The 24,456-nt window shown below is 66.7% G+C and carries 21 protein-coding genes; 8 read left to right on the forward strand and 13 right to left on the reverse strand.

The window, feature by feature from the left end; genetic code table 11:
* Positions 1–19 precede the first annotated feature (19 nt).
* The 6 genes from CSQ91_RS10130 to prpB all read right to left on the reverse strand — a co-directional run bounded on the left by CSQ91_RS10130 (position 20) and on the right by prpB (position 8,987).
* Complete coding sequence (locus CSQ91_RS10130) at positions 20–1,363, reverse strand: hypothetical protein (protein WP_143451003.1); 1,344 nt, start codon at positions 1,361–1,363, stop codon at positions 20–22.
* Positions 1,261–2,814: an MBOAT family O-acyltransferase gene (locus tag CSQ91_RS10135; RefSeq protein ID WP_099388174.1), complete on the reverse strand. Its 1,554-nt coding sequence runs from the start codon at positions 2,812–2,814 to the stop codon at positions 1,261–1,263. The genes CSQ91_RS10130 and CSQ91_RS10135 overlap by 103 nt, the downstream gene beginning before the upstream one ends.
* A gap of 137 nt (positions 2,815–2,951) precedes the next feature.
* A complete protein-coding gene (prpF, locus tag CSQ91_RS10140; RefSeq protein ID WP_099388175.1) occupies positions 2,952–4,142 on the reverse strand; it encodes a 2-methylaconitate cis-trans isomerase PrpF in 1,191 nt (396 codons plus the stop codon).
* A gap of 115 nt (positions 4,143–4,257) precedes the next feature.
* Complete coding sequence (gene acnD, locus CSQ91_RS10145) at positions 4,258–6,852, reverse strand: Fe/S-dependent 2-methylisocitrate dehydratase AcnD (protein ID WP_099388176.1); 2,595 nt, start codon at positions 6,850–6,852, stop codon at positions 4,258–4,260.
* 23 nt (positions 6,853–6,875) lie between these two features.
* Positions 6,876–8,030 carry a bifunctional 2-methylcitrate synthase/citrate synthase gene (gene prpC / locus CSQ91_RS10150; RefSeq protein WP_034783952.1) on the reverse strand — a complete coding sequence of 385 codons (1,155 nt, stop codon included), beginning with the start codon at positions 8,028–8,030 and terminating at the stop codon, positions 6,876–6,878.
* Positions 8,031–8,099: 69 nt separating this feature from the next.
* Positions 8,100–8,987 carry a methylisocitrate lyase gene (gene prpB, locus CSQ91_RS10155; RefSeq protein ID WP_034783951.1) on the reverse strand — a complete coding sequence of 296 codons (888 nt, stop codon included), beginning with the start codon at positions 8,985–8,987 and terminating at the stop codon, positions 8,100–8,102.
* Between the two features lie 50 nt (positions 8,988–9,037).
* On the opposite strand from prpB, the gene CSQ91_RS28645 reads away from it, so the two are divergent.
* Positions 9,038–9,295 carry a hypothetical protein gene (locus CSQ91_RS28645; protein ID WP_143451004.1) on the forward strand — a complete coding sequence of 86 codons (258 nt, stop codon included), beginning with the start codon at positions 9,038–9,040 and terminating at the stop codon, positions 9,293–9,295.
* A gap of 61 nt (positions 9,296–9,356) precedes the next feature.
* Here CSQ91_RS28645 and CSQ91_RS10160 read toward each other — a convergent pair whose 3' ends face one another.
* Positions 9,357–9,605: a hypothetical protein gene (locus CSQ91_RS10160; protein WP_034783948.1), complete on the reverse strand. Its 249-nt coding sequence runs from the start codon at positions 9,603–9,605 to the stop codon at positions 9,357–9,359.
* A gap of 123 nt (positions 9,606–9,728) precedes the next feature.
* Positions 9,729–9,965 carry a hypothetical protein gene (locus CSQ91_RS10165; RefSeq protein WP_070257673.1) on the reverse strand — a complete coding sequence of 79 codons (237 nt, stop codon included), beginning with the start codon at positions 9,963–9,965 and terminating at the stop codon, positions 9,729–9,731.
* Positions 9,966–10,153: 188 nt separating this feature from the next.
* On the opposite strand from CSQ91_RS10165, the gene CSQ91_RS10170 reads away from it, so the two are divergent.
* The 6 genes from CSQ91_RS10170 to CSQ91_RS10195 all read left to right on the forward strand — a co-directional run bounded on the left by CSQ91_RS10170 (position 10,154) and on the right by CSQ91_RS10195 (position 19,483).
* Positions 10,154–11,011 carry an MBL fold metallo-hydrolase gene (locus CSQ91_RS10170; RefSeq protein ID WP_034783945.1) on the forward strand — a complete coding sequence of 286 codons (858 nt, stop codon included), beginning with the start codon at positions 10,154–10,156 and terminating at the stop codon, positions 11,009–11,011.
* 289 nt (positions 11,012–11,300) lie between these two features.
* Positions 11,301–12,158, forward strand: coding sequence for a serine O-acetyltransferase (gene cysE / locus CSQ91_RS10175; RefSeq protein ID WP_099388177.1), 858 nt, complete (start codon positions 11,301–11,303; stop codon positions 12,156–12,158).
* 121 nt (positions 12,159–12,279) lie between these two features.
* On the forward strand, positions 12,280–13,749 hold the full coding sequence (locus tag CSQ91_RS10180) for an MFS transporter (protein ID WP_081345714.1): 1,470 nt from the start codon (positions 12,280–12,282) through the stop codon (positions 13,747–13,749).
* Positions 13,746–14,888 (forward strand): efflux RND transporter periplasmic adaptor subunit, encoded by a 1,143-nt coding sequence (locus tag CSQ91_RS10185; protein WP_099388178.1) that lies wholly within the window; start codon positions 13,746–13,748, stop codon positions 14,886–14,888. Before CSQ91_RS10180 ends, CSQ91_RS10185 begins: the two co-directional genes overlap by 4 nt.
* 9 nt (positions 14,889–14,897) lie before the next feature.
* A complete protein-coding gene (locus CSQ91_RS10190; RefSeq protein WP_034783941.1) occupies positions 14,898–18,038 on the forward strand; it encodes an efflux RND transporter permease subunit in 3,141 nt (1,046 codons plus the stop codon).
* 5 nt (positions 18,039–18,043) lie between these two features.
* Positions 18,044–19,483 (forward strand): efflux transporter outer membrane subunit, encoded by a 1,440-nt coding sequence (locus CSQ91_RS10195; RefSeq protein WP_180278391.1) that lies wholly within the window; start codon positions 18,044–18,046, stop codon positions 19,481–19,483.
* Between the two features lie 19 nt (positions 19,484–19,502).
* Here the strand turns inward: CSQ91_RS10195 and CSQ91_RS10200 are convergent, their stop codons facing one another.
* Positions 19,503–20,408 carry a LysR family transcriptional regulator gene (locus tag CSQ91_RS10200; protein WP_034783938.1) on the reverse strand — a complete coding sequence of 302 codons (906 nt, stop codon included), beginning with the start codon at positions 20,406–20,408 and terminating at the stop codon, positions 19,503–19,505.
* A 213-nt stretch (positions 20,409–20,621) separates the two neighbouring features.
* On the opposite strand from CSQ91_RS10200, the gene CSQ91_RS28900 reads away from it, so the two are divergent.
* A complete protein-coding gene (locus CSQ91_RS28900; protein ID WP_180278392.1) occupies positions 20,622–20,786 on the forward strand; it encodes a hypothetical protein in 165 nt (54 codons plus the stop codon).
* An 8-nt stretch (positions 20,787–20,794) separates the two neighbouring features.
* On the opposite strand, the gene CSQ91_RS10205 is transcribed toward CSQ91_RS28900, so the two are convergent.
* From CSQ91_RS10205 to gloA, 4 genes are all read right to left on the reverse strand, one after another.
* On the reverse strand, positions 20,795–21,607 hold the full coding sequence (locus CSQ91_RS10205) for an HvfC/BufC family peptide modification chaperone (protein WP_099388180.1): 813 nt from the start codon (positions 21,605–21,607) through the stop codon (positions 20,795–20,797).
* On the reverse strand, positions 21,597–22,457 hold the full coding sequence (gene bufB / locus CSQ91_RS10210; protein ID WP_099388181.1) for an MNIO family bufferin maturase: 861 nt from the start codon (positions 22,455–22,457) through the stop codon (positions 21,597–21,599). Before bufB ends, CSQ91_RS10205 begins: the two co-directional genes overlap by 11 nt.
* Complete coding sequence (gene bufA1, locus CSQ91_RS10215; RefSeq protein ID WP_099388182.1) at positions 22,457–23,974, reverse strand: BufA1 family periplasmic bufferin-type metallophore; 1,518 nt, start codon at positions 23,972–23,974, stop codon at positions 22,457–22,459. The genes bufB and bufA1 overlap by 1 nt, the downstream gene beginning before the upstream one ends.
* Positions 23,975–24,059: 85 nt before the next feature.
* Complete coding sequence (gene gloA, locus CSQ91_RS10220; RefSeq protein ID WP_034783936.1) at positions 24,060–24,455, reverse strand: lactoylglutathione lyase; 396 nt, start codon at positions 24,453–24,455, stop codon at positions 24,060–24,062.
* Position 24,456 lies beyond the last annotated feature (1 nt).

Genomic DNA, 24,456 nt, shown 5'->3' on the forward strand with positions numbered 1-24,456 from the left:
GCTTGCGTGCTGCTGGCTATTATTTATCTGTTGGTCCATCCTCCAAAGGTCTTGCGAACAGTTTTTTGGAGAAAAGGAACATCTGCGGCTGTGCTGCCACGCAGGCGCTTCGCTCGGCCGCGATCCTGTCGCGATTCGCCGCCAGCGTGGCACCGGTCAGGGGCATGCCGAACTGGCCATCCACCGGGGCGCCTTCCTTTTGCGTCATCACGCGCAGCATGACGATATCGCCCAGTGCCTTCTTGAAGTGTCCAGCTTCCCAGTACCAGCGCGTACTGCCATCGCGCTGTTTTTCAGCAGGGATCATCTCGCAGTTGTAGCTGCCAAAGCCGCTGAAATCGGTCACGCTGATGCGCGCCGATGGATACTGTTTCTTGACGGCGGCCACCTCCAGCACAACCTGCCGTTTCCACTCGTCGAACAGGGGCCACAGGCCTGCCCCTTCGAACAGGGTAAGCATCTGTGCGTGATACGGATAGATCACCAGTTTGACATCGGCCTGCGTGGCCGCCATCGCCAGCAAGAAGTCGTGCAGCGATTGAAAATCGCCGTCGGCAAAATCGGTCGTCGACATTTTGACAAATCGAGCGGCACTTTTCTGTGCCCGATGCTTGAACACCTTGTAATAGCCATCGCGGACCACTTGCGCGCCATAGTCCAGCGCGGGATTGAGGCCGCTCGGCGCCATGGTGAACGCCGCCCTGTCATGCTGTATCAGCGGAGTCTTCACGGCGTCCTTCACCGAGGCCAGAGAAAACAAGGTATCGAAACGCCAGAATCCGGCAACATGGCCGGACGGCGCCTCTGTACGCGCCGGCGGCGCGATGGCCGGCTTCAGAAAGTCGATGAACTCAAGTCCCACGATCACCGTCCCCGGCTTGATGCCTGCCTGCGACAATTGCGCGAACTGGCTGATGGCCGTGGCCATGCCGGTGCCGGGAATGCCCATGTTATAGCCGGCGCCGTGTAGCGGGCCAAATGCAGCGGCACGTGGATCGAAACCTATCTCCGCGCGCGAATTGCCCAGGATGATGAAGCGCGGCTGCAGGCGCAGCGCGTGTTCGTGCTTGATCTGGCTCTGGTAGCGTTGCAGGCCAGGCTTGACGGCGTTGAAATTGTCGCGCCTGACCGCGCCATACAGATTGTAGGGGTCGACAATGTACACAAAGGCGCATATCAGGCATGCGCAGGATAGCAGCACCAGCACCAGAATGGACAGATATCGGCCGTACGATGGTCTTGTCATTTCACCGATCCCCATCAGAACTGAAAATACAGGAAATCGGCAGGCCGGTTCAGGGCCAGGATGCCCGCCAGCGCCAGCAGCGCGATGGCGGCCGCCCACGCAGGCGAGGCGCGCCACGTCAGCAGGCGCGCCATGTCCCGGCTTGCCGTTCCTGCAGTGCGCGCACGCCGGAAATCCAGCGCCGGTTCGCAGCGGCGCATGATCTGCTGCGTGTTCGGAAAGGCAAAGGCCAGCAGCGCGGCGACGGCTATCCACGCCCAGGTCTCGACGAACAGACGTCCACCGCCCAGATAAAACGTCGTGCCTATCGTCTCCAGCAGATGCTGCAGCGACGGCACGCGGCTGGCCAGCACATCGGGCACGGCCACGCCATAGCGGCCCGCCATACCCTGCAGGATCGTCCATGACGTCGCCATGTCCGGGGCGCGGAAAAAGACCCACGCAACGCTGACGGCGGCAAAGGTGATCAAGGTGGCGATGATCTTCCAGGCGCGACTATCGAGCGGCAGATGCAGCCGCCGTGCAGCCGCGCTCCAGGCCTTGTGGATGGCCAGGTAGGCGCCATGCAGCGCACCCCAGACGAGAAAATTCCATCCGGCGCCATGCCACAAGCCGCCCAGCACCATGGTGATCATGAGGTTCAGGTAGCGCCGCGCCGGCCCGCAGCGCTTGCCACCCAGCGGAATATACAGGTAATCGCGCAGGAAACGCGACAGCGTCATGTGCCAGCGGCGCCAGAATTGGGCGATATTGCGCGATTTATAGGGCGAGTCGAAATTGAGCGGCAGCCGCACGCCGAACAGGCGTGACAAGCCGATGGCCATGTCGGAATAGCCGGAAAAATCAAAGTACAGCTGGAAGGTGTACGCCAGCACCCCGCCCCAGGCGAGCAGCAGCGAAGGTTCGGCTGGGGCATCGAACAGCGGCGCCGCATACGGGCCGACATTGTCGGCAATTAACACTTTTTTTGCCAGGCCGATGAAAAAGATCGTGCTGCCGATAGCGATGTTCCGGGCCGAGAGCCTGAATATCCGCCTGTCGGCAAACTGCGGCATCATTTCCTTGTGATGCAATACAGGGCCGGCGATCAGGTGAGGGAAATAGGTAACGAACAGCAAATAATGGACAAAGCGGCTTTCCTGCGCCTTGCCCTGGTAGGTATCGACCAGGAAGGCGATCTGGGTAAACGTAAAGAACGAGATCCCGATAGGCAGCACCACGTGCAGAGCGGGCAGCGGCTGCGCCAGCAATTGCGCCAGGCTGGCCACAAAGAATCCCGCATACTTGTAATAGGCGAGCAGCCCCAGGTTGGCGGCAATGGCCACGATCAACAGGCCCTTGCGGTGGCGGATGCGTCCTGGCCCAAGCAGGGCGGCGCTGCCGTAATTGAAGAGAATGGAGCCGAGCAGCAGCGGCAGGTAGCGGTAATCCCACCAGCCATAGAAAAACAGCGAGGCGCAAGCCAGCCAGGCCGCAGCCCACAACTGGCTGCGCCGTCCCAGGATGAAAAATCCCGCCACCGTGATGGGCAGATACGCAAACAGGAAGACGTAGGAGTTAAATAGCATCAATTCACCCGTCGGGAAGCATGGAAGGTCGCCGCCGCATGCGCATCGCGGCCGGCGCTCCCCCATTTTCCTTGTCGCTCAATTTCTTTGCTAGCAGAAATATCAACTGATCTGCATGCGCATTCGCCTGCTTGGCCTTAAAACGCGTCGCCGGGAATGCGCACGAACCCTTCCATCAGCACGCGCGCGCTGCGGCTCATGATGGCCTTGGTGACGCTCCATGCGCCATCGGCCAGCGCCGCTTCCGCGCCCACCATCAGGGTGCCGGACGGATGGCCGAAGCGCACGCTGGTTTTTTCGCCGCCGCCCGCCGCCAGGTTGACCAGGGTGCCGGGGATGGCTGCCGCCGTGCCGATGGCGACAGCGGCCGTGCCCATCATGGCGTGGTGCAGCTTGCCCATGGACATGGCGCGCACCAGCAGGTCGATATCGCCCGCGTCCACCTGCTTGCCGCTGGACGAGACATAGCCGGCCGGCTTGGCGACAAACGCGACCTTCGGCGTGTGCTGGCGTTTCGCCGCCTCGTCGAGATGCGCGATAAGGCCCATGCGCAGCGCGCCATGCGCGCGGATGGTCTCGAAACGGGCCAGCGCGGCAGGGTCGCCATTGATGGCGTCCTGCAGTTCCGTGCCCGTGTAGCCGATGGCGTCCGCGTCGACAAAGATCGTCGGGATGCCGGCGTTGATCATGGTGACTTTCAGGCTGCCGATGCCGGGCACGTCGAGGTCATCGACGAGGTTGCCAGTAGGGAACATGGCGCCACCGCCCCCCTCTTCCTCCGCGGCCGGATCGAGGAATTCCAGTTTTACTTCGGCGGCCGGAAAAGTCACGCCATCGAGTTCGAAGTCGCCCGTTTCCTGTACTTCGCCATGTGTCATGGGGACATGGGCGATGATGGTCTTGCCGATATTGGCTTGCCAGATGCGCACCGTGGCCATGCCGTCTCGCGGCACGCGGGCGGCGTCCACCAGTCCGCTGGCGATGGCGAACGAGCCGACGGCGGCCGACAGGTTGCCGCAATTGCCGCTCCAATCGACAAAAGGCTTGTCGATGGAGACCTGGCCGAACAGGTAGTCGACGTCGTGCTCCGGCTTGCTACTTTTTGCCAGGATCACCGTCTTGCTGGTACTCGACGTGGCGCCGCCCATGCCGTCGATCTGCTTGCCGTACGGGTCGGGGCTGCCGATGACGCGCAGCAGCAGCGCATCGCGCGCCGCGCCCGGCACTTGCGCGCTGGCGGGCAGGTCCTGCAGGCGGAAGAACACGCCCTTGCTGGTGCCGCCGCGCATGTAGGTGGCGGGGATCTTGATTTGGGGGATGTGAGTCATGGTCTGTCCGAAAGTAGGTCGGATTAGCGTGGCGTCGCCACGCTAATCCGACACATTGTTGGCGGGTTTTTCACAAATATTGTCGGATTACGCTACGCTAATCCGACCTACCCGTTTACGCGGCTTTTGAGGACTCCAAAAAGTCCTGCGCAAAGCGCTGCAAGACGCCGCCGGCCTCGTAGATCGACACCTCTTCCGCCGTGTCGAGGCGGCAGGTGACGGGCACTTCCACCGTTTCGCCGTTCTTGCGGTGGATCAGCAAGGTCAAGGTGGAACGCGGCGTGCGCTCGCCGGCGACGTCGTAGGTTTCACTGCCGTCCAGGCCCAGGGTCTTGCGGTTCACGCCAGGGAGGAATTCCAGCGGCAGCACGCCCATGCCCACCAGGTTGGTGCGGTGGATGCGCTCGAAGCCTTCGGCCACGATGGCTTCCACGCCGGCCAGGCGCACGCCCTTGGCGGCCCAGTCACGCGAAGAACCCTGGCCGTAGTCGGCGCCGGCGATGATGATCAATGGCTGCTTGCGCTCCATGTACACCTCGATGGCTTCCCACATGCGTGAAATCGTGCCTTCCGGCTCGATGCGCGTGAGCGAACCTGCCTTGACCTTGCCGTCCTCGATGACCATCTCGTTCTTCAGGGTCGGGTTGGCAAACGTGGCGCGCTGCGCCGTCAGATGGTCGCCCCGGTGCGTGGCGTAGGAATTGAAGTCTTCCTCCGGCAAGCCCATCTTCGCCAGGTATTCGCCGGCCGCGCTATCGAGCATGATGGCGTTCGATGGCGACAAGTGGTCGGTCGTGATGTTGTCGCCCAAAACAGCCAGGGGACGCATGCCTTTCAATGGGCGAGCGCCAGCCAGCGCGCCTTCCCAGTATGGCGGACGGCGGATATACGTCGTCTGCGGACGCCAGTCGTACAGGGGGCTGACCTTGATGCCGTCGTCCGCCTGCTTGGCGAACATGGGGATATACACCTTGCGGAACTGCTCCGGCTTGACGCTGGAAGCGACGATGGCGTCGATTTCCTCGTCGGACGGCCAGATATCCTTCAGCAGGATAGCCTTGCCGTCCGCATCATGGCCCAGCACATCCTTTTCGATATCGAAGCGGATGGTGCCGGCGATTGCGTAGGCCACCACCAGCGGCGGCGAAGCGAGGAAAGCCTGCTTCGCATATGGGTGGATGCGGCCGTCGAAGTTGCGGTTGCCCGACAAGACGGCCGTGGCGTACAGGTCACGCGACACCACTTCATCCTGGATCACGGGGTCGAGCGCGCCCGACATGCCGTTGCACGAGGTGCAGGCGAAAGCCACCACGCCGAAGCCCAGTGTTTCGAGTTCAGGCATCAGGCCCGCTTCCTGCAGGTACAGTTCCACCGTTTTCGAGCCGGGCGCCAGCGACGATTTCACCCACGGCTTGCGCGTCAAGCCGAGGCGGTTCGCATTGCGCGCGATCAGGCCGGCCGCGATCATGTTGCGCGGGTTGTTCGTATTGGTGCAGCTGGTAATCGCGGCGATGATGACGGCGCCATCGGGCATCTTTCCAGGTTCGTCTTCCACCACGCCGGAAATCCCGCGCGCGGCCAGTTCCGACGTCGGCACGCGGTTGTGCGGGTTCGATGGGCCGGCGATATTGCGCACGACGGACGACAGGTCGAACGTCAACACGCGCTCGTACTGCGCGTCGGCCAGACTGTCGGCCCACAAGCCCGTTTCCTTCGCATACAGCTCCACCAGTTTCACCAGTTCGTCGTCGCGGCCCGTCAGTTTCAGATATTTGATGGTTTGCGCGTCGATGTAGAACATGGCGGCCGTGGCGCCGAATTCCGGCGCCATGTTGGAAATCGTGGCGCGGTCGCCCAGGGTCAGGTGCGAAGCGCCTTCGCCAAAGAATTCCAGGTAGGACGAGACGACCTTCTGCTTGCGCAGGAATTCCGTCAGCGCCAGCACGGTGTCCGTGGCCGTGATGCCCGGCTGCGGCTTGCCCGTCAGTTTGACGCCGATGATGTCGGGCAGGCGCATCCACGAGGCGCGGCCCAGCATCACGCTTTCCGCTTCCAGGCCGCCCACGCCGATGGCGATCACGCCCAGCGCATCGACCATGGGCGTGTGCGAATCCGTGCCCACCAGGGTATCCGGGTAGGCCACGCCGTCCTGCACCTGGATCACGGGCGACATGCGCTCGAGGTTAATCTGGTGCAGGATGCCGTTGCCCGGCGGGATCACATCGACGTTCTTGAACGCTTTTTTCGTCCAGTCGATGAAGTCGAAACGGTCTTCGTTGCGGCGGTCTTCGATGGCGCGGTTCTTGGCGAAGGCGTCGGGGTCGAAACCGCCGCATTCGACGGCCAGCGAATGGTCGACCACCAGCTGCGTGGGGACCACCGGATTGACGAGGGCCGGGTCGCCGCCCTGGGCCGCGATGGCGTCGCGCAAGCCGGCCAGGTCGACCAGGGCCGTCTGGCCCAGGATGTCATGGCAGACGACGCGCGCGGGGAACCAGGGGAAATCGAGGTCGCGGCGGCGTTCGATGAACTGGCTCAGCGAAGCGTCCAGGGTGGCAGGGTCGCAGCGGCGCACCAGGTTTTCGGCCAGTACGCGCGAGGTATAGGGCAAGGTGGCGTAGGCGCCTGGCTGGATCGCATCGACGGCGGCGCGCGTGTCGAAGTAGTCTAGCTGGGTGCCCGGCAAGGGCTTGCGGTGCAGCGTATTCATCGGGGTAGTCATTGCAGTGCTCATTATTTGCGGTCCTTGATCGGCACGAATTCCAGGTCTTCCGGGCCGACGTAGTTGGCGCTCGGGCGGATGATCTTGTTGTCGATGCGCTGTTCGATGATGTGCGCGGCCCAGCCCGAGGTGCGCGAGATGACGAACAGCGGCGTAAACATCGCCGTCGGCACGCCCATCATGTGGTACGACACGGCCGAGAACCAGTCCAGGTTAGGGAACATGTTCTTGATTTCCCACATGACCGATTCCAGGCGCTCGGCGATGTCGAACATTTTCGTGGAACCGGCTTCCAGCGACAGATTGCGCGCCACTTCCTTGATGACGACGTTGCGCGGGTCGGAGATCGTGTAGACGGGGTGGCCGAAGCCGATCACCACTTCCTTGTTGGCCACGCGCTCGCGGATATCCGCTTCCGCTTCGTCGGCGTTGTCGTAGCGTTTCTGGATCTCCAGCGCCACTTCGTTCGCGCCGCCGTGTTTCGGGCCGCGCAGCGCGCCGATGGCGCCCGTGATGGCCGAGTGGATGTCCGAACCCGTACCGGCGATCACGCGGCTGGTAAAGGTCGAAGCGTTGAATTCGTGTTCCGCGTACAGGATCAGCGACGTATGCATGGCTTTTTCCCACGACGCCGACGGTTTTTCGCCGTGCAGCAGGTGCAGGAAGTGGCCGCCGATCGAGTCGTCGTCCGTTTCCACTTCGATGCGCTTGCCGTTATGGCTATAGTGGTACCAGTACAGCAGCATGGAGCCGAACGACGCCATCAGGCGGTCGGCGATGTCGCGCGCGCCTGGCGCGTTATGGTCGTCTTTTTCCGGCAAGGTGCAGCCCAGCACGGACACGCCCGTGCGCATCACGTCCATCGGGTGCGCGGCGGCGGGCAAGGCTTCCAGCGCGGCTTTGACGGCGGACGGCAGGCCGCGCAAGGATTTCAGTTTGGCCTTGTAGCCTTTCAGTTCCGCGGACGTCGGCAGCTTGCCATGCACCAGCAGGTAGGCGATTTCCTCGAACTCGCAGCTGTCGGCCACGTCCAGGATGTCATAGCCGCGGTAGTGCAAATCGTTGCCGGTCTTGCCGACCGAGCACAGCGCCGTGTTGCCGGCGGTGACGCCGGACAGGGCGACGGATTTTTTAGGCTTGAAAGTGGCGGCTTGCGGTGCGTTCATTGATTTCTCCAAAAATTGACTAGTCTCGGTTGCGTCACTGCGGGGCCGGCATGCGGCCCCTGCTTCTGTTTATTTCTTTTGCGCGGCGAACAGCGCGTCGAGCTTTTGCTCGAAATCATGGTAATTGATCGATTCATACAGTTCCATGCGCGTCTGCATGGTGTCGACCACGTTCTTTTGCGTGCCATCGCGGCGCAGCGCCTGGTAGACGTTTTCCGCCGCCTTGTTCATGGCGCGGAAGGCCGACAGCGGATACAAGGCCAGGCCCACGTGGGCGCTGCGCAATTCGTCCAGCGTGAACAGCGGCGTGGATCCGAATTCCGTGATGTTGGCCAGGATCGGTACGTTGACGGCCTTGGCGAACGTGGCGTACATGTCCAGGTCCGTGATGGCTTCCGGGAAGATCATGTCGGCGCCCGCTTCGACGCAGGCGACAGCGCGCTCGAGCGCCGCTTCCAGGCCATCGACGGCCAGCGCATCGGTGCGCGCCATGATGACGAAATTCGGGTCCGTGCGCGCATCGACGGCCGCCTTGATGCGGTCGACCATTTCTTCCTTGCTGACGATTTCCTTGCCCGGACGGTGGCCGCAGCGCTTGGCGCCCACCTGGTCTTCGATATGCAGGCCCGCCGCGCCAAACTTGATCATCGATTTCACGGTGCGCGCCACGTTGAAGGCGGACGAACCGAAGCCCGTGTCGGCATCGACCAGCAGCGGCAGATCGCACACGTCGGTGATGCGGCGGATATCGGTCAGCACGTCATCCAGGCTGGAAATGCCCAGGTCGGGCAAGCCCAGCGAGCCGGCCGCGACACCGCCGCCAGACAGGTAAATGGCCTTGTAACCGGCGCGCTTGGCCAGCAAGGCGTGGTTGGCGTTGATGGCGCCGACGACTTGCAACGGGGATTCTTCCTGGACGGCCTTGCGGAATGCGGCACCTGCGGAGTATTGAGTCATGTGTTCACCTTATGGGTTTCGGATGGTCCCGAATGTTTCACGGAGTGGCTATGAGCATCAGTATTGCAAATGCCGTGCCAGGACCTGCTGGCCAGGGGACACACCATCTGCCGCAGAGTGAAAATGCGGGCAAGACGGCCATGGGCCGCGCATCGTGCGCTGTCACGCAGCGGAGCAGCGATGTCACGTTTGGCGTCAAGAATGTTTCAAATATGTTTCATACTATCCATTTTGAAACATATCATGAAACATGCAACAAACAGGAGAACAGCGGGGATGAAGGCCAAGGCTGGCAAGACGCGCAATAAAAACAGCCGGCGGGCGCCGGCTGAGTAATACAGGGACTGCGACAGATAGTGCGAAGGCAAACTAGGCCAGCCGCACCAGCGGATTGGCGATGATGTTGTCGATCTGGCGCACGGCTTCTTCGCAGGCGGCGGCAATGGCGCCTTCCTCGTCGTCGCGCACGAATTGCATGGTCGAGCCTTCGAACACTTCCAGGCCTTCCGCGGTGGCGCGCTCGATATCGCAACTGGCCGACCATTTGCCGTCGGTGGTGGGCACGGCCAGGGGAACGATTTCCCAGCCTTTATAGTGAATTTTAGAACTGCTATCCATGGGGTGCCTCCTTCGTGACTGACTCAATAGTGGAAATCGTAGCATGAAGCGCGACTGGCAGCGATGTGTTTCACGCGCCAGCCGTAGTCAGGCTCACTTTCGGGCTAAACGATTTACGCCGGCTCAAGGGCGCAGCAGATTATCCACTTCCGTCCTGGCCACTTCCAGGCCAGCCGTGCAAGCCGTTTCCGGGGCCGCGTAGCCGCCCAGGGTGCGGCTGCGCGTGATCGCCTGCGCCTCGGGTTCGCCTTCGCGCTGCAGGCGGTAGGTGAAATCCCATAAATCGTCGTTATCCTTTTGCGGGGTCACCGAAATCGTAAAACCGCGGTATTGTTCGCTGCGTGCAGTGATATCGTTCATGAATTCCTCCTTGGAAGAATGAGGTTACCATGCTGCAAGCGCCAGGGTGCGCACGACTGTGCCAGGCGCATGCGCGCCCTCTTATCTGTTTTTCGCATGTTAAATGTCAATTTTCAACATTTTTTAGGCGAACTCTGGCGATATAATGCCATTCCCTGTCCTTCCCTTGCCCGCCCCTTGCCGCCGTGATGACTCCACAAATCCAAGCTTTCTTCGACCCCGCCACCGCCACCGTCACCTATGTTGTGTACGAGGCCGATGGCCGGGACTGCGCCATCATCGATTCCGTGCTCGACTACGACCCCAAGGCGGGGCGCACGTCCACCTCCTCGGCCGACAAGGTGATCGCCTTCGTGCGCGAACACGGCTTGCAATGCCGCTGGCTGCTGGAAACCCACGCGCACGCCGATCATCTTTCCGCCGCGCCCTACCTGCAGCAGCAGTTGGGCGGCGACGTGGCCATCGGCGCCGCCATCCAGACGGTGCAGCAGGCGTTCGCGGCCGTCTACCACCAGGATGACGCCAGGGCCGACGGCTCGCAGTTCGACCAGCTGTTCGCGCCCGACCAGGTCTTTCATATCGGCAAGCTGGAAGTACGCGCCCTGCACGTGCCCGGCCATACGCCGGCCGACCTGGCGTACCAGATCGGCGACGCCGTGTTTGTCGGCGACACCCTGTTCATGCCGGACGTGGGCTCGGCCCGCTGCGACTTTCCCGGCGGTTCCGCTGCCCTGCTGTACCGCTCCGCGCAGCGATTGCTGGCGCTGCCGCCGCAGACGCGGCTGTTCATGTGCCACGACTACCCGCCCAACGGCCGCGAGGCGCGCTGGGAAGTGACGGTGGCCGAGCAGCGCGCCGGCAACATCCACTTGCGCGACGGCATCACGGAAGAGCAGTTCGTGGCCATGCGCACCAGCCGCGACGCCACCCTCGACATGCCGACACTGATCCTGCCCGCCATCCAGGTCAACATCAATGCGGGCAAGCTGCCCGAGCCGGAAGACAACGGCGTGCGCTACCTGAAGATTCCGCTCAACGCGCTGTAATTTCGCGGGGCCACGCTGCGCCCCCTCCTTCCCGCCGCATCGCACCGCCCCCTGGCGCCGCCGGCCCGAGCGCCGGCGCGGCATGCGCCCCTGCCACACCCTCCCCAAGCATCAGGAATCGTGAGCCGCGCGCTCAGTATTTACGATTTGCTTCGCCCCCTGCGGCGGCTTATCGTGTACCCGCAATCCGCGCAGCCCGGCCTTCCGGGGCCCTGGGCACTTGCCAGCCGGCGCCGGCGTTGTTGCCAGGCGCTCCACTTTTCCTTCCTTTGCCTGGACAGGCGCCACGATGACTTACTTGACATACGCCAGCCCCCTGCCGCCCGCGCCGCCCCTGCGCCGCATCGACGCCGCCGCAGCCTGCCAGCCCGCCAGCGTGGACTGCGCCTGGGAGCAGGTACGCGAACTGGCGCTGCGGCTCGCCGCGCGCGAGCCCTTGCTGCGGCCCATGCTCGACGAGCTGATTCTGCCGCACGACAGCACCGCCGGACTGCTCGCCGCCATCCTGGCGCACCGCCTGGGCGCGCGCGACATGCGCCCGGCCGTGCTGCGCCCCCTGTTCGAGGACATTTTAAGCACGCAGCCGCGCATCCTGGCCAGCATCACGGCCGACCTTGCGGCCATCGCGCAGCGCGATCCGGCCTGTCCCGACGGCCTGCACGCGCTGCTGAACCTGAAGGGCTTTCATGCGCTGCAGACCTACCGCATGGCGCACCATCTGTGGACGGCGGGCCGCAGCGAGGCCGCCTTTGCCCTGTCCAGCCACGCGGCCAGCGTCTTCGGCATCGACATCCATCCGGCCGCGCGCATCGGCGCGGGCATCATGCTCGATCACGGCAGCGGCATCGTCATCGGCGAAACGGCCGTGGTCGACGACAACGTCTCCATCTTGCAGAACGTCACCCTCGGCGGCACCGGCAAGGAGCATGGCGACCGCCACCCGAAGATCCGTTCGGGCGTGATGCTGGGTGCGGGCGCCAAAATCCTCGGCAACATCGAGATCGGCGCCATGAGCAAGGTGGCCGCCGGCAGCGTGGTCCTGCGCGACGTGCCCGCGCATTGCACCGTGGCCGGCATTCCCGGGCGCATCGTCCGCTACCACCAGGCCGACAGCCTGCCGGCCTTCGAGATGGACCAGATGCTGTAGCGCTGCCCGGCGCACCAGACATGGCGTCAAACGCAATAACAAAGTGCAAATTGTGCGTCTTCCGCCATACCAAATCCCTCAGTACCATGTAATGACCGTTAATGGATGGATCAACCACCTTATGAATTCGCCGTCAAAACCCGTACCACCCTCACCCAGCCAGCAGGCCGCCCCGGCCGGTACCGCCACGATGCCCGTGCGCGGCGCGCTTGCCAGCCTGTCCCTGTCGATGCTGCTGCCCGCGCTGGGCACCAGCATCGCCAACGTGGGCCTGCCCGACATGGCCAAGGCCCTGCATGCGCCGTTCCAGGATGTGCAATGGATCGTGCTGGCCTACCTGCTGGCCATCACCGCGCTGATCGTCAGCGTGGGCCGCCTCGGCGACATGATCGGCCGGCGCCGCCTGCTGCTGGCAGGCATCGCGCTGTTTGCCGTCGCCTCCATCCTGTGCGCCCTGGCGCCCACCCTGTGGCTGCTGGTCGCCGCGCGCGCCCTGCAGGGCCTCGGCGCTTCCGTCATGATGGCCCTGACCATGGCCTTTGTCGGCAGCACCGTGCCCAAGGCGCAGACGGGCAGCGCCATGGGCCTGCTCGGCACCATGTCGGCCGTCGGCACCACGCTCGGTCCGGCACTGGGCGGCCTGCTGATCGCGCAGTTCGGCTGGCAAGCCATTTTCCTCGTCAACGTGCCGCTGGCCGGCGTGGCGCTGCTGATGGCATGGCGCTTTCTGCCGGCCGACCAGCGCGGCGCGCACGCCAGGCGTCCCGTCTTCGACCACCGCGGCACGCTGCTGCTGGCGTTGACCCTGGCCGCCTATGCGCTGGCCATGACCCTGGGCCGCGGCCATTTCGGCATGCGCAACGTGGCGCTGCTGCTGGCAGCCTGCGTGGGCGGCGCCCTGTTCGTGTATGTGGAACTGAAGGCGCCGGCGCCGCTGATACGCCTGGCCATGCTGCGCGCGCCCGTGCTCAGCGCCGGCCTGGCGACCAGCATGCTGGTGTCGACGGTCATGATGTCCACCTTGGTGGTCGGCCCCTTCTACCTGGCGCGCGGCCTGGGCCTGGGCACGGCCGTCACCGGCATGGTGCTGGCGGCCGGACCGCTGGTGGCGGCGTTCTGCGGTGTGCCGTCCGGCTGGCTGGTGGACCGCTACGGCGCGCAGCGCATGGGCGGCGCGGGCCTGTGCGGCGCGACCGCTGCCTGCCTGGCGCTGTCCCTGCTGCCCGCCAGCCTGGGCATCCCCGGCTACGTCGCGCCGATCATGCTGCTCACGGCCAGCTACGCGCTGTTCCAGGCAGCCAACAATACCGCCGTGATGGGCGACATCGTTCCCGACCAGCGCGGCCTCATCTCCGGCATGCTCAATCTGTCGCGCAATCTGGGCCTCGTCACGGGCGCCTCCGTGATGGGCGCCATCTTCGCTTTTTTTGCCAGCGCCAGCGATATCGCCAGCGCCCAGCCAGCCGCCATGATCCGTGGCATGCACGCCACCTTTGCCGTCGCCAGCGCGCTGATACTCGCCGCGCTGGCCATTTTCGCGCTCGGCCGCGCCCTGGCCAAGCCCCCTACGCCTTCTGGAGACCCCGCATGATGCGCCCCCGTCCGATCCCATCCCTGCCCGTCCCGCTGTTACTGCTGCTGGCCCTGGCCTGCAGCGCCACCTTGTCCGGCTGCGGCCGTTCCCAGGCCGCGCCTGGCGGCCCGCCGCCCAAGCCCACCGTTTCCGTGGCGCTGCCGGAAACGTCGATGGTGCAGACGACCCTCGACTACACGGGCCGCATCGAGCCGTCGCAGCGCGTGGAAGTGCGCTCGCGCGTGTCGGGCTATCTGCAGCAGATCGCCTTTCGCGATGGCCAGCAGGTCAAGGCCGGCGATGCGCTGTTCGTCATCGACCCGCGTCCCTTCGCGGCGGCACGCGACCGCGCCCAGGCCAGCCTGGCCCAGGCCAATGCGCGCAGCAAGCTGGCAACGGCCCAGTTCGAGCGCAGCAGCCGGCTGCAGCAAACGGGCGCGGCCAGCACCGAGGAACTGGAACGGGCGCGCGGCGAGCTGGAAGGCGCGCAGGCGGCCGTCATGCTGAGCAAGGCGGAATTGCGTAGCGCCGAACTGGAGCTGTCCTTCACCACCATGCGCGCTCCCATCGCCGGCACCGTGTCGGACCGCCGCGTCGATGTCGGCAACTACGTGGTCGGCGGCGCGGCGCAGAGCGGCGTGCTGACCACCATCGTTGCGCACAGCCCCGTGCGCGCCATGGTCGACCTGTCGGAAGCGGATTTCCAGCGCCTGCGCCAGCAAAGCAAGCTGCCGGGCAAGGTACAGCTGGCGCTCGATGGCGGCGGCCCCGCCCAGGATGCCACCGTCGACTTTGTCGACAACGAGATCAGCGCCCGCTCGGGCACGGTGCGCCTGCGCGCCAGCCTGGCCAACGCCGACCGCGCCGTCATGCCGGGCAGCTTTGCGCGCGTGCGCATTCCCGTCGGCGCGGCGCAAGAGCGCCTGCTGGTGCCCGACGCCGCCATCCTCAGCGACCAGAACAAAAAGATGGTGTTCGTCGTGGACGCGGCGGGCAAGGTGGCGCCGCGCAAGCTGGAGCTGGGCGGCCTGCAGGGCGACAAGCAGATCGTGCTCTCCGGCCTCACGCCGCAGGACCGGGTCATCGTCTCCGGCGCGGCCAAGGTGCGGCCGGGCGACCAGGTGCTGGTGGCGACTCCCCGCGCCAACGGCGCATAAGGAGAGACCATGCGTTTTTCCCAATTTTTCATCCGCCGTCCCGTGTTTGCCATCGTGCTGTCTATCCTGATCACGCTGGTGGGCGCGGTGTCGGCCATGCGTCTGCCGATCTCGGAGTTTCCCGAGATCGTGCCGCCCACGGTCACGGTGAAGGCCAACTACCCGGGCGCCTCGGCGCAGGAAATCGCCGATACCGTCGCCGCGCCGATCGAACAGGAAATCAATGGCGTCGACGGCATGCTCTACATGTCCTCGCAATCGGTGGGCGACGGCAAGCTGACCATCAGCGTGGTGTTCAAGCCGGGCACCAACGTCGAGCAGGCCCAGTCGCTGGTGCAGAACCGCGTGGCGGTAGCCGAAGCGCGCCTGCCCGAAGCCGTGCGCCGGCTGGGGCTGGCCGTCAAGAAGGCCTCGCCCGACCTGCTGATGGTGGTGCTGTTCGATTCGCCGAAAGGCACGCGCGACCAGCAGTACATCTCCAACTTCATCGGCACCGCCATCAAGGACAAGCTGGCCCGCGTTGAAGGCGTTGGCGACATCTACACGCGCGGCGCGCGCGACTTCTCGATGCGCATCTGGCTCGACCCGGCGCGCGTGGCCTCGCTTGGCCTGACGGCGCCGGAAGTGATCGCCGCCGTGCGGCAAGCCAATTCGCAGGTCGCGGCGGGGGTATTGAACCAGCCGCCGGGCGGCAGCGACGGCGCCTACCAGGTGCAGGTGCAGGCGCAAAGCCGCTTGCGCGACGTGGCCGAATTCGAAGCGATCGTCGTGGCCGCCCATGCCGATGGCGGCGTGGTGCGCCTGCGCGACGTGGCGCGCGTCGAGATGGGCGCGCAGGATTACACGGAAAGCGGCTTTGTCGACAACCGCACGGCCATCGCGCTGGGCATCAGCCTGCTGCCCGGCTCGAACGCGCTGGCCACGGGCGACCGCGTGCTGGCCCAGCTGGCGAAGATGGAAGCCGATTTCCCGCAGGACGTCGCCTACCACGCCTACTACAACCCGACCGAATTCATCCGCTCCTCGATCGACAAGGTGCGCGACACCATCTTCGAGGCGGCACTGCTGGTGTGCCTGGCCATGCTGCTGTTCCTCGGCTCGTGGCGCGCCGCCATCATTCCCATCTTGGCCATTCCCGTGTCCCTGGTCGGCACCTTCACGGTGCTTGCCGCGATGGGCTATACGCTAAATACCCTGTCGCTGTTCGGCCTGGTGCTGGCGATCGGCATCGTCGTCGATGACGCCATCGTGGTGGTGGAAAACGTCGAGCGCCACATGGAGGAAGGCATGAGTCCCGTCGCCGCGGCGCAGCGCAGCATGAACGAGGTGGGCTTCGCCCTGGTCGCCATCGCGCTGGTGCTGGTGGCGGTGTTCGTGCCGACGGCCTTCATCGATGGCATCTCCGGCATGTTCTACCGCCAGTTCGCCGTCACCATCGCCGCCTCCACCGTGATCTCGGCGCTGGTCTCGCTGACGCTGTCGCCGGCCCTGGCCGCGCTGCTGCTCAAGCCGCAGCACGATGCCAACAGCCTGGGCGCGCGCTGGATGACCATCTTCAACCGCGGTTTTTCCCGCCTGACAGGCGGCTACGTGCAGCTGACCGGGCGCATACTCTCGCGGCGCTGGCTGATGCTGCCCGTGTACCTGGTGCTGGCGGGCCTGACCCTGTGGCGCCTGGACGTGACCCCGCGCGGCTTCGTGCCGCAGCTGGACCGCGGCTATGCCATCGTCTCGATCCAGCTGCCGGCCGGCTCGACCCTGGCGCGCACCAGCGAAGTGGTGCAGGACGCCACGGCCCGCCTGATGAGCCACCCCGGCGTGGCCCACACGGCCGCCTTCGTCGGCACCGACGGCGCCACGTTTACCTCGGCGCCCAACACGGCCGTCATCTTCACCATGTTCAAGGACTTCGGCGCGCGCGCCAGCGATGGCCTGGACGGCCCGGCCATGCTGGGCGCCATGCGCGCCAGGCTGGCGCCCATCAGCGCGGCGCGCGTGATGGTGATACCCCCGCCTTCCGTGCCCGGCATCGGCACCGGCGGCGGCTTCAAGCTGATGCTGCGCGACACGGGCGGCCTGGGACCGCAAGCGTTGCAGGCGGCCGCGCGCGGCATCGCCGAGGAAGCGGGAAAACTGCCCTCGGTGATGGGCGCCTTCACGCCGTTCAACGCCATGAGCCCGCAGATCAAGGTTGAACTGGACCGCACCAAGGCCGAGTACCTGGGCGTGCCGCTGCTGCGCGTCAACGAGACCCTGCAAAGCTACATGGCGCCGGTGTTCGTCAACGACATGAATCTGATGGGCCGGGTCTGGCGGGTCACCGCGCAGGCGGACGCGCCCTACCGGCGCAGCGTGGCCGACCTGGCTGCGCTGAAGACACGCGCCGCCAACGGCGACATGGTGCCGCTGGGCAGCGTGGCCACCTTCAGCGAAGGCACGGCGCCGTTCCGCGTGCCGCGCTACAACCTGTATCCTGCCGCCGAAATCCAGGGCAGCACCAAGCCTGGCTACTCGACGGGGCAAACCATCGCCGCGATGGAAGAGCTGCTCAAGGCGCGTCTGCCGGCCGGCTTCGACTACGAGTGGACGGAACTGGCGTTGCAGGAAAAGCACGCGGGCGGCAGCACCGGCATGGTGCTGGGCCTGGCCGTGCTGCTGGTGTACCTGCTGCTGGCGGCCCTGTTTGAAAGCTGGCTGCTGCCCCTGTCCGTCGTGCTGATCGTGCCCAGCTGCGTGCTGGCCACGCTGATCGGGGTATCGTGGCGCGGCCTGGACAACAACGTGCTGACGCAGATCAGCATCGTGGTGCTGATCGGCCTGGCTGCCAAGAATGCCATCCTGATCGTCGAATTCGCGCGCCAGGCGATGGCGGCCGGCGCCGATGCGCGCGAAGCGGCCATCGCCGCCGCCCGCACGCGTCTGCGGCCCATCCTGATGACCTCACTGGCTTTTTTGCTGGGCGCGATACCGCTGATGCTGTCTTCCGGTGCGGGCGCGGAAATGCGCCAGTCGATGGGCACGGCCGTCTTCGCCGGCATGCTGGGCGTGACCTTGTCGGGCCTGTTGTTTACACCCTTGTTTTTCACCTTGCTGAGCAGACGCCGCACGGCGCCTGCCGCGCGCACGGTCGCGCTGGGAGAAGCCGCATGAGCCGCATGAGCCGCATGACTCACTTGAACACGCGCCACGCCGCGCCGCTGCTGGCGGCCGCCATGCTGTCCCTGGCCGGCTGCAGCGTCGGCACGCCCACGGCCACGCGGGCGCTCGACACGGCGCAGCTGTCGGTCCTGCCCTCGGCCGCCGGCGCACCGGAGCTGCAGGCCGGCGCGCCGCCCGCGCTGTGGTGGCAAGAGCTGGGCGATGCCAGGCTGGAGCAGCTGGTCAAGCGCGCCTGGCAAGACAATTACGACGTGCGCATCGCCACCGCGCGCCTGGCCAGCGCCAGCGAGTTCGCGCAAGCGGCGCGCGGCGCCCGCCTGCCGGCGATGGATCTTGATGCCCAGGCCGGGCGCGCGCGCCTGGCGGCGATCGAGAGCAGCGACGGCCAACCGCACATCGCCTCGCCGGTGCAGTGGAACGCCGTCTTCAGCTGGGAGCTCGACCTGTTCGGCCGCGTGCGCCACAGCATCGCCGCGGCCGAGGCTTCGGCGGACGAGCGCGCCGCCGTGCGCGACGACGTGCGGCGCCTGATCCTGGCGCAGGTGGTCGATGCCTATCTGGTGCTGCGCGGCGCGCAGCAGATGCGCGCCAGCCTGCAGGAGCAATTATCGAACCAGTCCGGCACCTTGCGGCTGGTGCGCGAGCGCGAGAACGCGGGCCGCGCCGCGCCGGCCGAACGCATGCGCGCCGAGGCGCAGATGCGCCTGGCCAGTGCCCGCCTGCCCAGCCTGAACTTTGATGAGCGCGTGGCGCGCAACCGGCTGGCCACCCTCACGGGACAGCGCCTCGATGCGCCGGAACTGGCGGCGCTCGACCAGCCGATGCCGCTGGCGCTGCCGCAATCCTTGCTGACGGACGAACCGGCCCATTTGCTGCTGCGCCGGCCCGACGTGCGCGCGGCCGAGCGGGCGCTGGCGGCGGCCAGCGCCCGCGAAGGCGCCGCCATCGCCGAGCGCTTCCCGCGCATCAGCCTGGGCGCGCTGTTCGGCGCCTCCGGCGTGGCCGGCGACTGGAATGGCGGCGATGCGGCGCGCTGGCATGCGGGCGCCGCCTTTTCCCTGCCGCTGTTCGATGGCGGCACGCGCCGCGCCCGCGCGCGCGCAGCCGGCGCCGAAGTGCTGGCCGCGCAGGCCGGCTTCGACAAGGCGCTGGCGCTGGCGCTGGAGGAAACCGACAGCGCCATCGCGCAATGGGTACAGCTGCGCAGCCGCCACGCGGAACTGCGCGAGGCGCACCAGCTGGCGCAGGAGAGCGCGCGCCTGGCAAGGGTGCGCTACCAGGAAGGCGCGGAAAGCCTGCTCGGCGTGCTCGAAGCGGAACGTATTGCGCTGGCCACGCAGGAGCAGCTGGTGACGGCCCACCGCGACGTGGCCATCGCCACGGCCCGTGGCTACACGGCCATGGCGGGCGGCTTCGACGGGCCCGTGACGCGCTAGGATGACGCTGCCGGCGGCGTCAGGCGGCGCCTGACTGGCCGGCGCAGGCGTCGACCACGCAGCCGCGCAGCCAGCGGTGGGCGGGGTCGGCGTCCATGCGTGGATGCCACATCAGGGAGACGGTCAGATCCGGCATGCGCAGCGGCAGCGCAAAGCTGAACATGCCGGCGCGCAGATTGCCCGTATGCCGTTCCGGCACGGTGGCGATCAGGTCGGAACCGGCGGCCAGCGCCAGCGCCGCCGTGAAGCCGCCGACGATGCTGGCGATCGTGCGCTGCAGTCCCAGCGCCGCCAGCGCGTCGTCCATCGGTCCCGTATCCTGGTCGCGCCGCGCCACCAGCACATGCTGGCCGGCCGCATAGCGCTCGGCGCTGATCTCGCCCTGGGCCAGCGCATGGCCGCTGCGCACCACGCCCACGAAACGGTCGCCGAACAGCCTGCGCGTGCGCACTTCCGGGCTGGTGAAATTGCCGATCACGCCCGTCTCCAGGTCGATGCTGCCCTCGCGCAGCTGCACGCTTTCGCGGTCGACCTTTTGCACGAAACGCAGGCGCACGCCGGGCGCCTGCGCGCCGATATGCGCAAGCAGCGCAGGACCGAAATTTTCCACGAAACCGTCGCTCGAACGCAGCGTGAAGGTCTGCTCCAGCTGGCGCGGATCGAGCCGCTGCGCCGGCCCCAGCACGGCCAGCGCCTCGCCCACCAGCTGGCCCACCCGTTCGCGCAGCTCCAGCGCGCGCGGCGTGGGCACCAGTTCACGCCCGGCGCGCACCAGCAGCGGATCGCCGGTCGTCTCGCGCAGGCGCGCCAGGGCGCGGCTCATGGCCGATGGACTCAGGCGCAAGCGCCGCGCGGCGCGCGTGACGCTGCCTTCGGCAAGCAGGACATCGAGGGTGATTAACAGGTTCAGATCGGGTATCGACATAGTTTCTTACCTTAGCATGATTTGCCGGCGCCATGGCGCCAGACGCATGGATACATTGCGCGCCACACGCCTTCCGGCGCGCCCGGCGCGGCGCTACGATGGCTGCATCGCCACTTTGATCGACAACGACATGCCAGCCATTCTTGCTCCTTCATCCGCCCCAGCCTTCCGCACCATTTACCACGCACTGGCATCGATGCCAGGGAGCACCCGGTGAGCCGCCTGCTGTCCTGGGCCGCGCGCTTCCTTGCGCCGGCCAGCGAAGCGCCAATCCCGGAGCAGGAGCAAGAAGGCAGTGAAGGCAAGGCTGCGGCCGCGCCGGCCGATGCCTATCCTCTGGACGCCACCGGCTGGGGTACCTGCGGCTGGCCATTGTAGGCACGCCTCTACCTCAGCACGCGCGCGCCATCACTCGCCTGCACCAGCAAGCCATCGGCCAGCCAGCGCAGCAGCAAGGGCGCCGGCGCGAACGGCGTGCAGCCGTTGCCCTTCAGGTGCGCCTGCTGCGCCGCCGCCAGCGCAGCGCCCAGGGTGGACCCGCCAGCCAGCACGTCCAGCGCCGCCGCTTCCACCGCGTCGATCTCGCGCACCTGCGCCGACCAGCCGTGGCGGTACACGAGTGCCAGCGTCTCGCCCCATGCATCAGGCGGCATGGCATGCCGCGCCGCGGCGTCGTGCGCCAGCCAGATCGCCGCCGCGCGCCAGGGCGAACGGTACGGCACGGCCGCCGGATGCAGCGCCAGCTGCCAGGCATCGACCTGGCCCGCCCCCGCCGCCTGCACGTCGCGCAAGGTCAGCGCAGCGGCATCGGGCGCGCCATGGGCTTCATGCAGCAGCCACTCCAGGCGCGCCACGTCGGCAAAATAGCCATGCGCGGCGGCCGGCGGCCAGGCGGCAAGAAACACCGGCAGGCTGACGCCGAAACGGGCCAGGTCGGCGCTGCGCGACGGATGCGCATCGCCATAGGCATGCGCCATGGCCAGAAACCAGGAGGCGCCGCCCAGCGCGCGCAGCACCGGATACACGAGCTCCAGCGAGCGCGCGTGATGCTGGCGCAGCGCCTGGCCATAGCGCGCCAGGGCGCTGGCGCTGCGCGCATCGGTGTCCAGCCACGACGCCAGCGCGCAGGCATCCGGCGTCTGCGCGCTGATCTGCGCGCCGAACGCGGCCTGCAGGCGCGCCAGCTCCTCAAGCGTCATCGCGCGCCGCCAGGCCCGCCGGCGCGAGCACCTCGCCGGCAAGCGCCCGCGCGCGGGCCACTTCGTCGAGCAAGGCGGCGAAGGGCGGCAAGTTGGTATCCCATTCGACCAGGGTGGGCAGCGGACCGTAGCGGCGCAAGGCGGCCCGGTACAGTTCCCACACGGCAGCGGCCACGGGCGCGCCGTGGTGGTCGACCAGCAGGCCGCCATCTTCGCAGTGGCCGGCCAGATGCAATTCGCCGACCAGGCCCGGCGCCAGCGCCGCCATCGCGGCCAGGGCATCCTCGCCGTGGTTGCATTGATTGACATACAGGTTATTGATGTCCAGCAGCACGCCGCAACCGGTACGGTGCGCCACGCAGGCGAGGAACTCCGTCTCGCCCCAGCTGTCGCCGGGAAAGCGCAGATAGGTCGAGACGTTCTCCAGCAGGAGGCGACGGCCTAGTACCTCCTGCACCAGGTCGACGCGCCGGCAAACCAGTTCCAGGCTGGCACCGTTCAGCGGCAGCGGCAGCAAGTCGTTGAGCATCGCCTCGCCAGTGGCGCCCCAGCACAGGTGCTCGGACACCAGCATCGGCTCGATGCGCGCGGCCAGGCGGGCGATGCGCTCCACGTGCGCGCGCGAAAAGCCGTGCACCGAGCCGAGGCCCATGCCGACGCCATGCAGCGAGACGGGATAATCGGCGCGCAGCGTCTCGAGCACGTGCAGGTCCCAGCCGCCTTCGGCCAGGTAATTCTCGCTGTGGACCTCGAGCCAGTCCACGGGCTGGCGCCGCGCCAGCATGTCGCGGTAATGCGCGCCGCGCAGGCCGATGCCCACCAGGGGCGCGGCCTGCGCCACGTCGCGCATCAAGGCAAGCCGCGCGTGCCCGCCGGCGCCGCGCCGCCCTTGGCCGCCGTGCCGGGCGCCGCGTCCATCTCGCGCACCACGCGCAGGCCGATCCAGCCGCGCCGCCCTTCCGCGCCCAGGCCCAGGCGGGTGGCCGCGCGCACGAAGTTCGGCGTGTCGGTCCAGGAGGCGCCGCGCGCCACGCGCTTCTTGCAAGCCGCTTCATCCCACACGCGGCCATCTTTCGGCGCGCCTTCGTAGTCGCTGTGCCAGCAATCGGCCGTCCACTGCCACACATTGCCCAGCACGTCGTACAGCCCTGCCGGATTGGGCGCGTAGCTGCCCACGGGCGCCGTGGTGGGCCAGTTGCCCGAACCGGACACCACGCCGCCGCAATGCTTCTGCTGCGGGCAGTCGTCTGGGCCGTACTTGGCGTCGCCGCGCGTGATGTCCTCGCCCCACCAGCGCGCCGTGACGGTGCCTGCGCGCGCCGCATATTCCCACTCGGCCTCGGTGGGCAGGCGGTAGCGCGCCCCGCTCTTTTTCGACAGCCAGCGCAGATAGCTTTGCGCATCGTTCCAGCTGACGTTGACGGCCGGGCGCGTGCCGCGTCCCCAGCCTTCGTCTGACGGCCGGTAGCCGTCGCAGCCGCCATCCTGGATGCAGGCGTCGAACTGCTCGAACGTCAGGCTGAAGCGGCCGATGGCAAACGGCTGCAGGATCTCGACCGGGTGCTGGCCTTCATTGCCGAAGCGCCCGCTCTCGCCAGGCGGCGATCCCATGAGGAAGCGCCCGGCCGGCAGCGGCACCATCTCCGGGCACGCGCCGTCGCAATCGCGGAACGACTTGCCGGCGGCCACGGGGGTGGTCAGGCTGGGGTCGATGGCGTCCGGCTTTTGCCTGGACAAATAGGCGGACAGGTTGGCGATATCGCCATCCGTCAGGGGCGCGACAGCCGTGTTCATCAGGGGGCTGACGCGCGCATGCGAGCGGAAGGCGCGCAGCTGGCTATCCAGGTAGGCCAGGTTCTGCCCGGCCAGCTTCGGATAATCAGCGACGGCGGCATTGCCCTTGGGGCCATGGCAGGCGGCGCACGCCGGCAGCGCGCGCGCCGCGTCGCCCTCGTGGTACAGCGCATCGCCCGCCGCCACATCGGCCGGTGGGCCGGTCCTGGCGGGCGCCGCGCCCGGGCAGGCCAGCGGTGCCGCTTCCACCTTGCCGCCCAGCGCCGTGCACGTGCCGGCCGGAACGGTCATCCATTCGCCAGGATCGCGGTCGACGGTCGCCATGCCCGAGCACAAATGGAAGCAGGTGGTATTGGCGCATTCATTCTGGCCGGCCTTGGCCACGCCATAGCAGATTTCGCTCTTGGCGGCGGCCTTTTTTTCCGGCGCCTGCGCCGGCGCGGGGAGCGCCACGGCCAAGGCGCAGGCCGCGGCCACGGCCGCCTGTACCAGCGCCTGCCGGTTCTGCGGCTGCGGCACTGGCGCTGGCGCTGGCGGCGTGGCGGCCTTGCTTGTCGTTGATACTTGCACCATGCGGTGGCTTCCTTTTCAAAAATGCCGGCAGGCGCCGCCAGCGGCGCGCCTGCCATGCCGTGTCAGTCGTTGTTAAGTCGATGCATCAGTCATAGTGCGCGCTCGCTTCGATCAGCTCGATGCGGTAGCCGTCGGGGTCCTGCACGAAGGCGATGACATTGCTGCCGTGTTTCATCGGTCCCGCCTCGCGCGTGACCGTGCCGCCATGCGCGCGCACCCTGGCGCAGACGCTGGCCGCATCGTCGACCGCCAGGGCCAGGTAGCCGTAGGCGTCGCCGTGGGTGTAGGCTTGCCGGTCCCAGTTATGCGTCAGTTCGATGGCGGCATGCGCCGGCGCTTCGCCATAGGCGACAATGGCGCGCGTGAAGCGCGCATCCGGATAATCGTGGCGCCGCTGCAGGGTCATGCCCAGGGCGTCGCGGTAGAAATGCAGCGCGGCGTCGAGGTCGGCGACGCGCAGCATGCAATGAAGTATGCGCATG

It is taken from the genome of Janthinobacterium sp. BJB301, assembly GCF_002735685.1.
Taxonomy (GTDB): domain Bacteria; phylum Pseudomonadota; class Gammaproteobacteria; order Burkholderiales; family Burkholderiaceae_D; genus Janthinobacterium; species Janthinobacterium lividum.

Coding starts and splice junctions, on each gene's coding strand:
- CSQ91_RS10195 (WP_180278391.1), top strand. CDS start 18,044: ATGAGCCGCATGACTCACTTGAACACGCGCCACGCCGCGCCGCTGCTG.
- CSQ91_RS28645 (WP_143451004.1), top strand. CDS start 9,038: ATGAGCATCAGTATTGCAAATGCCGTGCCAGGACCTGCTGGCCAGGGG.
- CSQ91_RS10190 (WP_034783941.1), top strand. CDS start 14,898: ATGCGTTTTTCCCAATTTTTCATCCGCCGTCCCGTGTTTGCCATCGTG.
- prpF (WP_099388175.1), bottom strand. CDS start 4,142: ATGACTCACATCCCCCAAATCAAGATCCCCGCCACCTACATGCGCGGC.
- gloA (WP_034783936.1), bottom strand. CDS start 24,455: ATGCGCATACTTCATTGCATGCTGCGCGTCGCCGACCTCGACGCCGCG.
- CSQ91_RS10180 (WP_081345714.1), top strand. CDS start 12,280: ATGAATTCGCCGTCAAAACCCGTACCACCCTCACCCAGCCAGCAGGCC.
- cysE (WP_099388177.1), top strand. CDS start 11,301: ATGACTTACTTGACATACGCCAGCCCCCTGCCGCCCGCGCCGCCCCTG.
- CSQ91_RS10135 (WP_099388174.1), bottom strand. CDS start 2,814: ATGCTATTTAACTCCTACGTCTTCCTGTTTGCGTATCTGCCCATCACG.
- acnD (WP_099388176.1), bottom strand. CDS start 6,852: ATGAATACGCTGCACCGCAAGCCCTTGCCGGGCACCCAGCTAGACTAC.
- CSQ91_RS10165 (WP_070257673.1), bottom strand. CDS start 9,965: ATGAACGATATCACTGCACGCAGCGAACAATACCGCGGTTTTACGATT.
- prpC (WP_034783952.1), bottom strand. CDS start 8,030: ATGAACGCACCGCAAGCCGCCACTTTCAAGCCTAAAAAATCCGTCGCC.
- CSQ91_RS10205 (WP_099388180.1), bottom strand. CDS start 21,607: ATGACGCTTGAGGAGCTGGCGCGCCTGCAGGCCGCGTTCGGCGCGCAG.
- CSQ91_RS10200 (WP_034783938.1), bottom strand. CDS start 20,408: ATGTCGATACCCGATCTGAACCTGTTAATCACCCTCGATGTCCTGCTT.
- CSQ91_RS10160 (WP_034783948.1), bottom strand. CDS start 9,605: ATGGATAGCAGTTCTAAAATTCACTATAAAGGCTGGGAAATCGTTCCC.
- CSQ91_RS10170 (WP_034783945.1), top strand. CDS start 10,154: ATGACTCCACAAATCCAAGCTTTCTTCGACCCCGCCACCGCCACCGTC.
- bufA1 (WP_099388182.1), bottom strand. CDS start 23,974: ATGGTGCAAGTATCAACGACAAGCAAGGCCGCCACGCCGCCAGCGCCA.
- CSQ91_RS10185 (WP_099388178.1), top strand. CDS start 13,746: ATGATGCGCCCCCGTCCGATCCCATCCCTGCCCGTCCCGCTGTTACTG.
- prpB (WP_034783951.1), bottom strand. CDS start 8,987: ATGACTCAATACTCCGCAGGTGCCGCATTCCGCAAGGCCGTCCAGGAA.
- bufB (WP_099388181.1), bottom strand. CDS start 22,457: ATGCGCGACGTGGCGCAGGCCGCGCCCCTGGTGGGCATCGGCCTGCGC.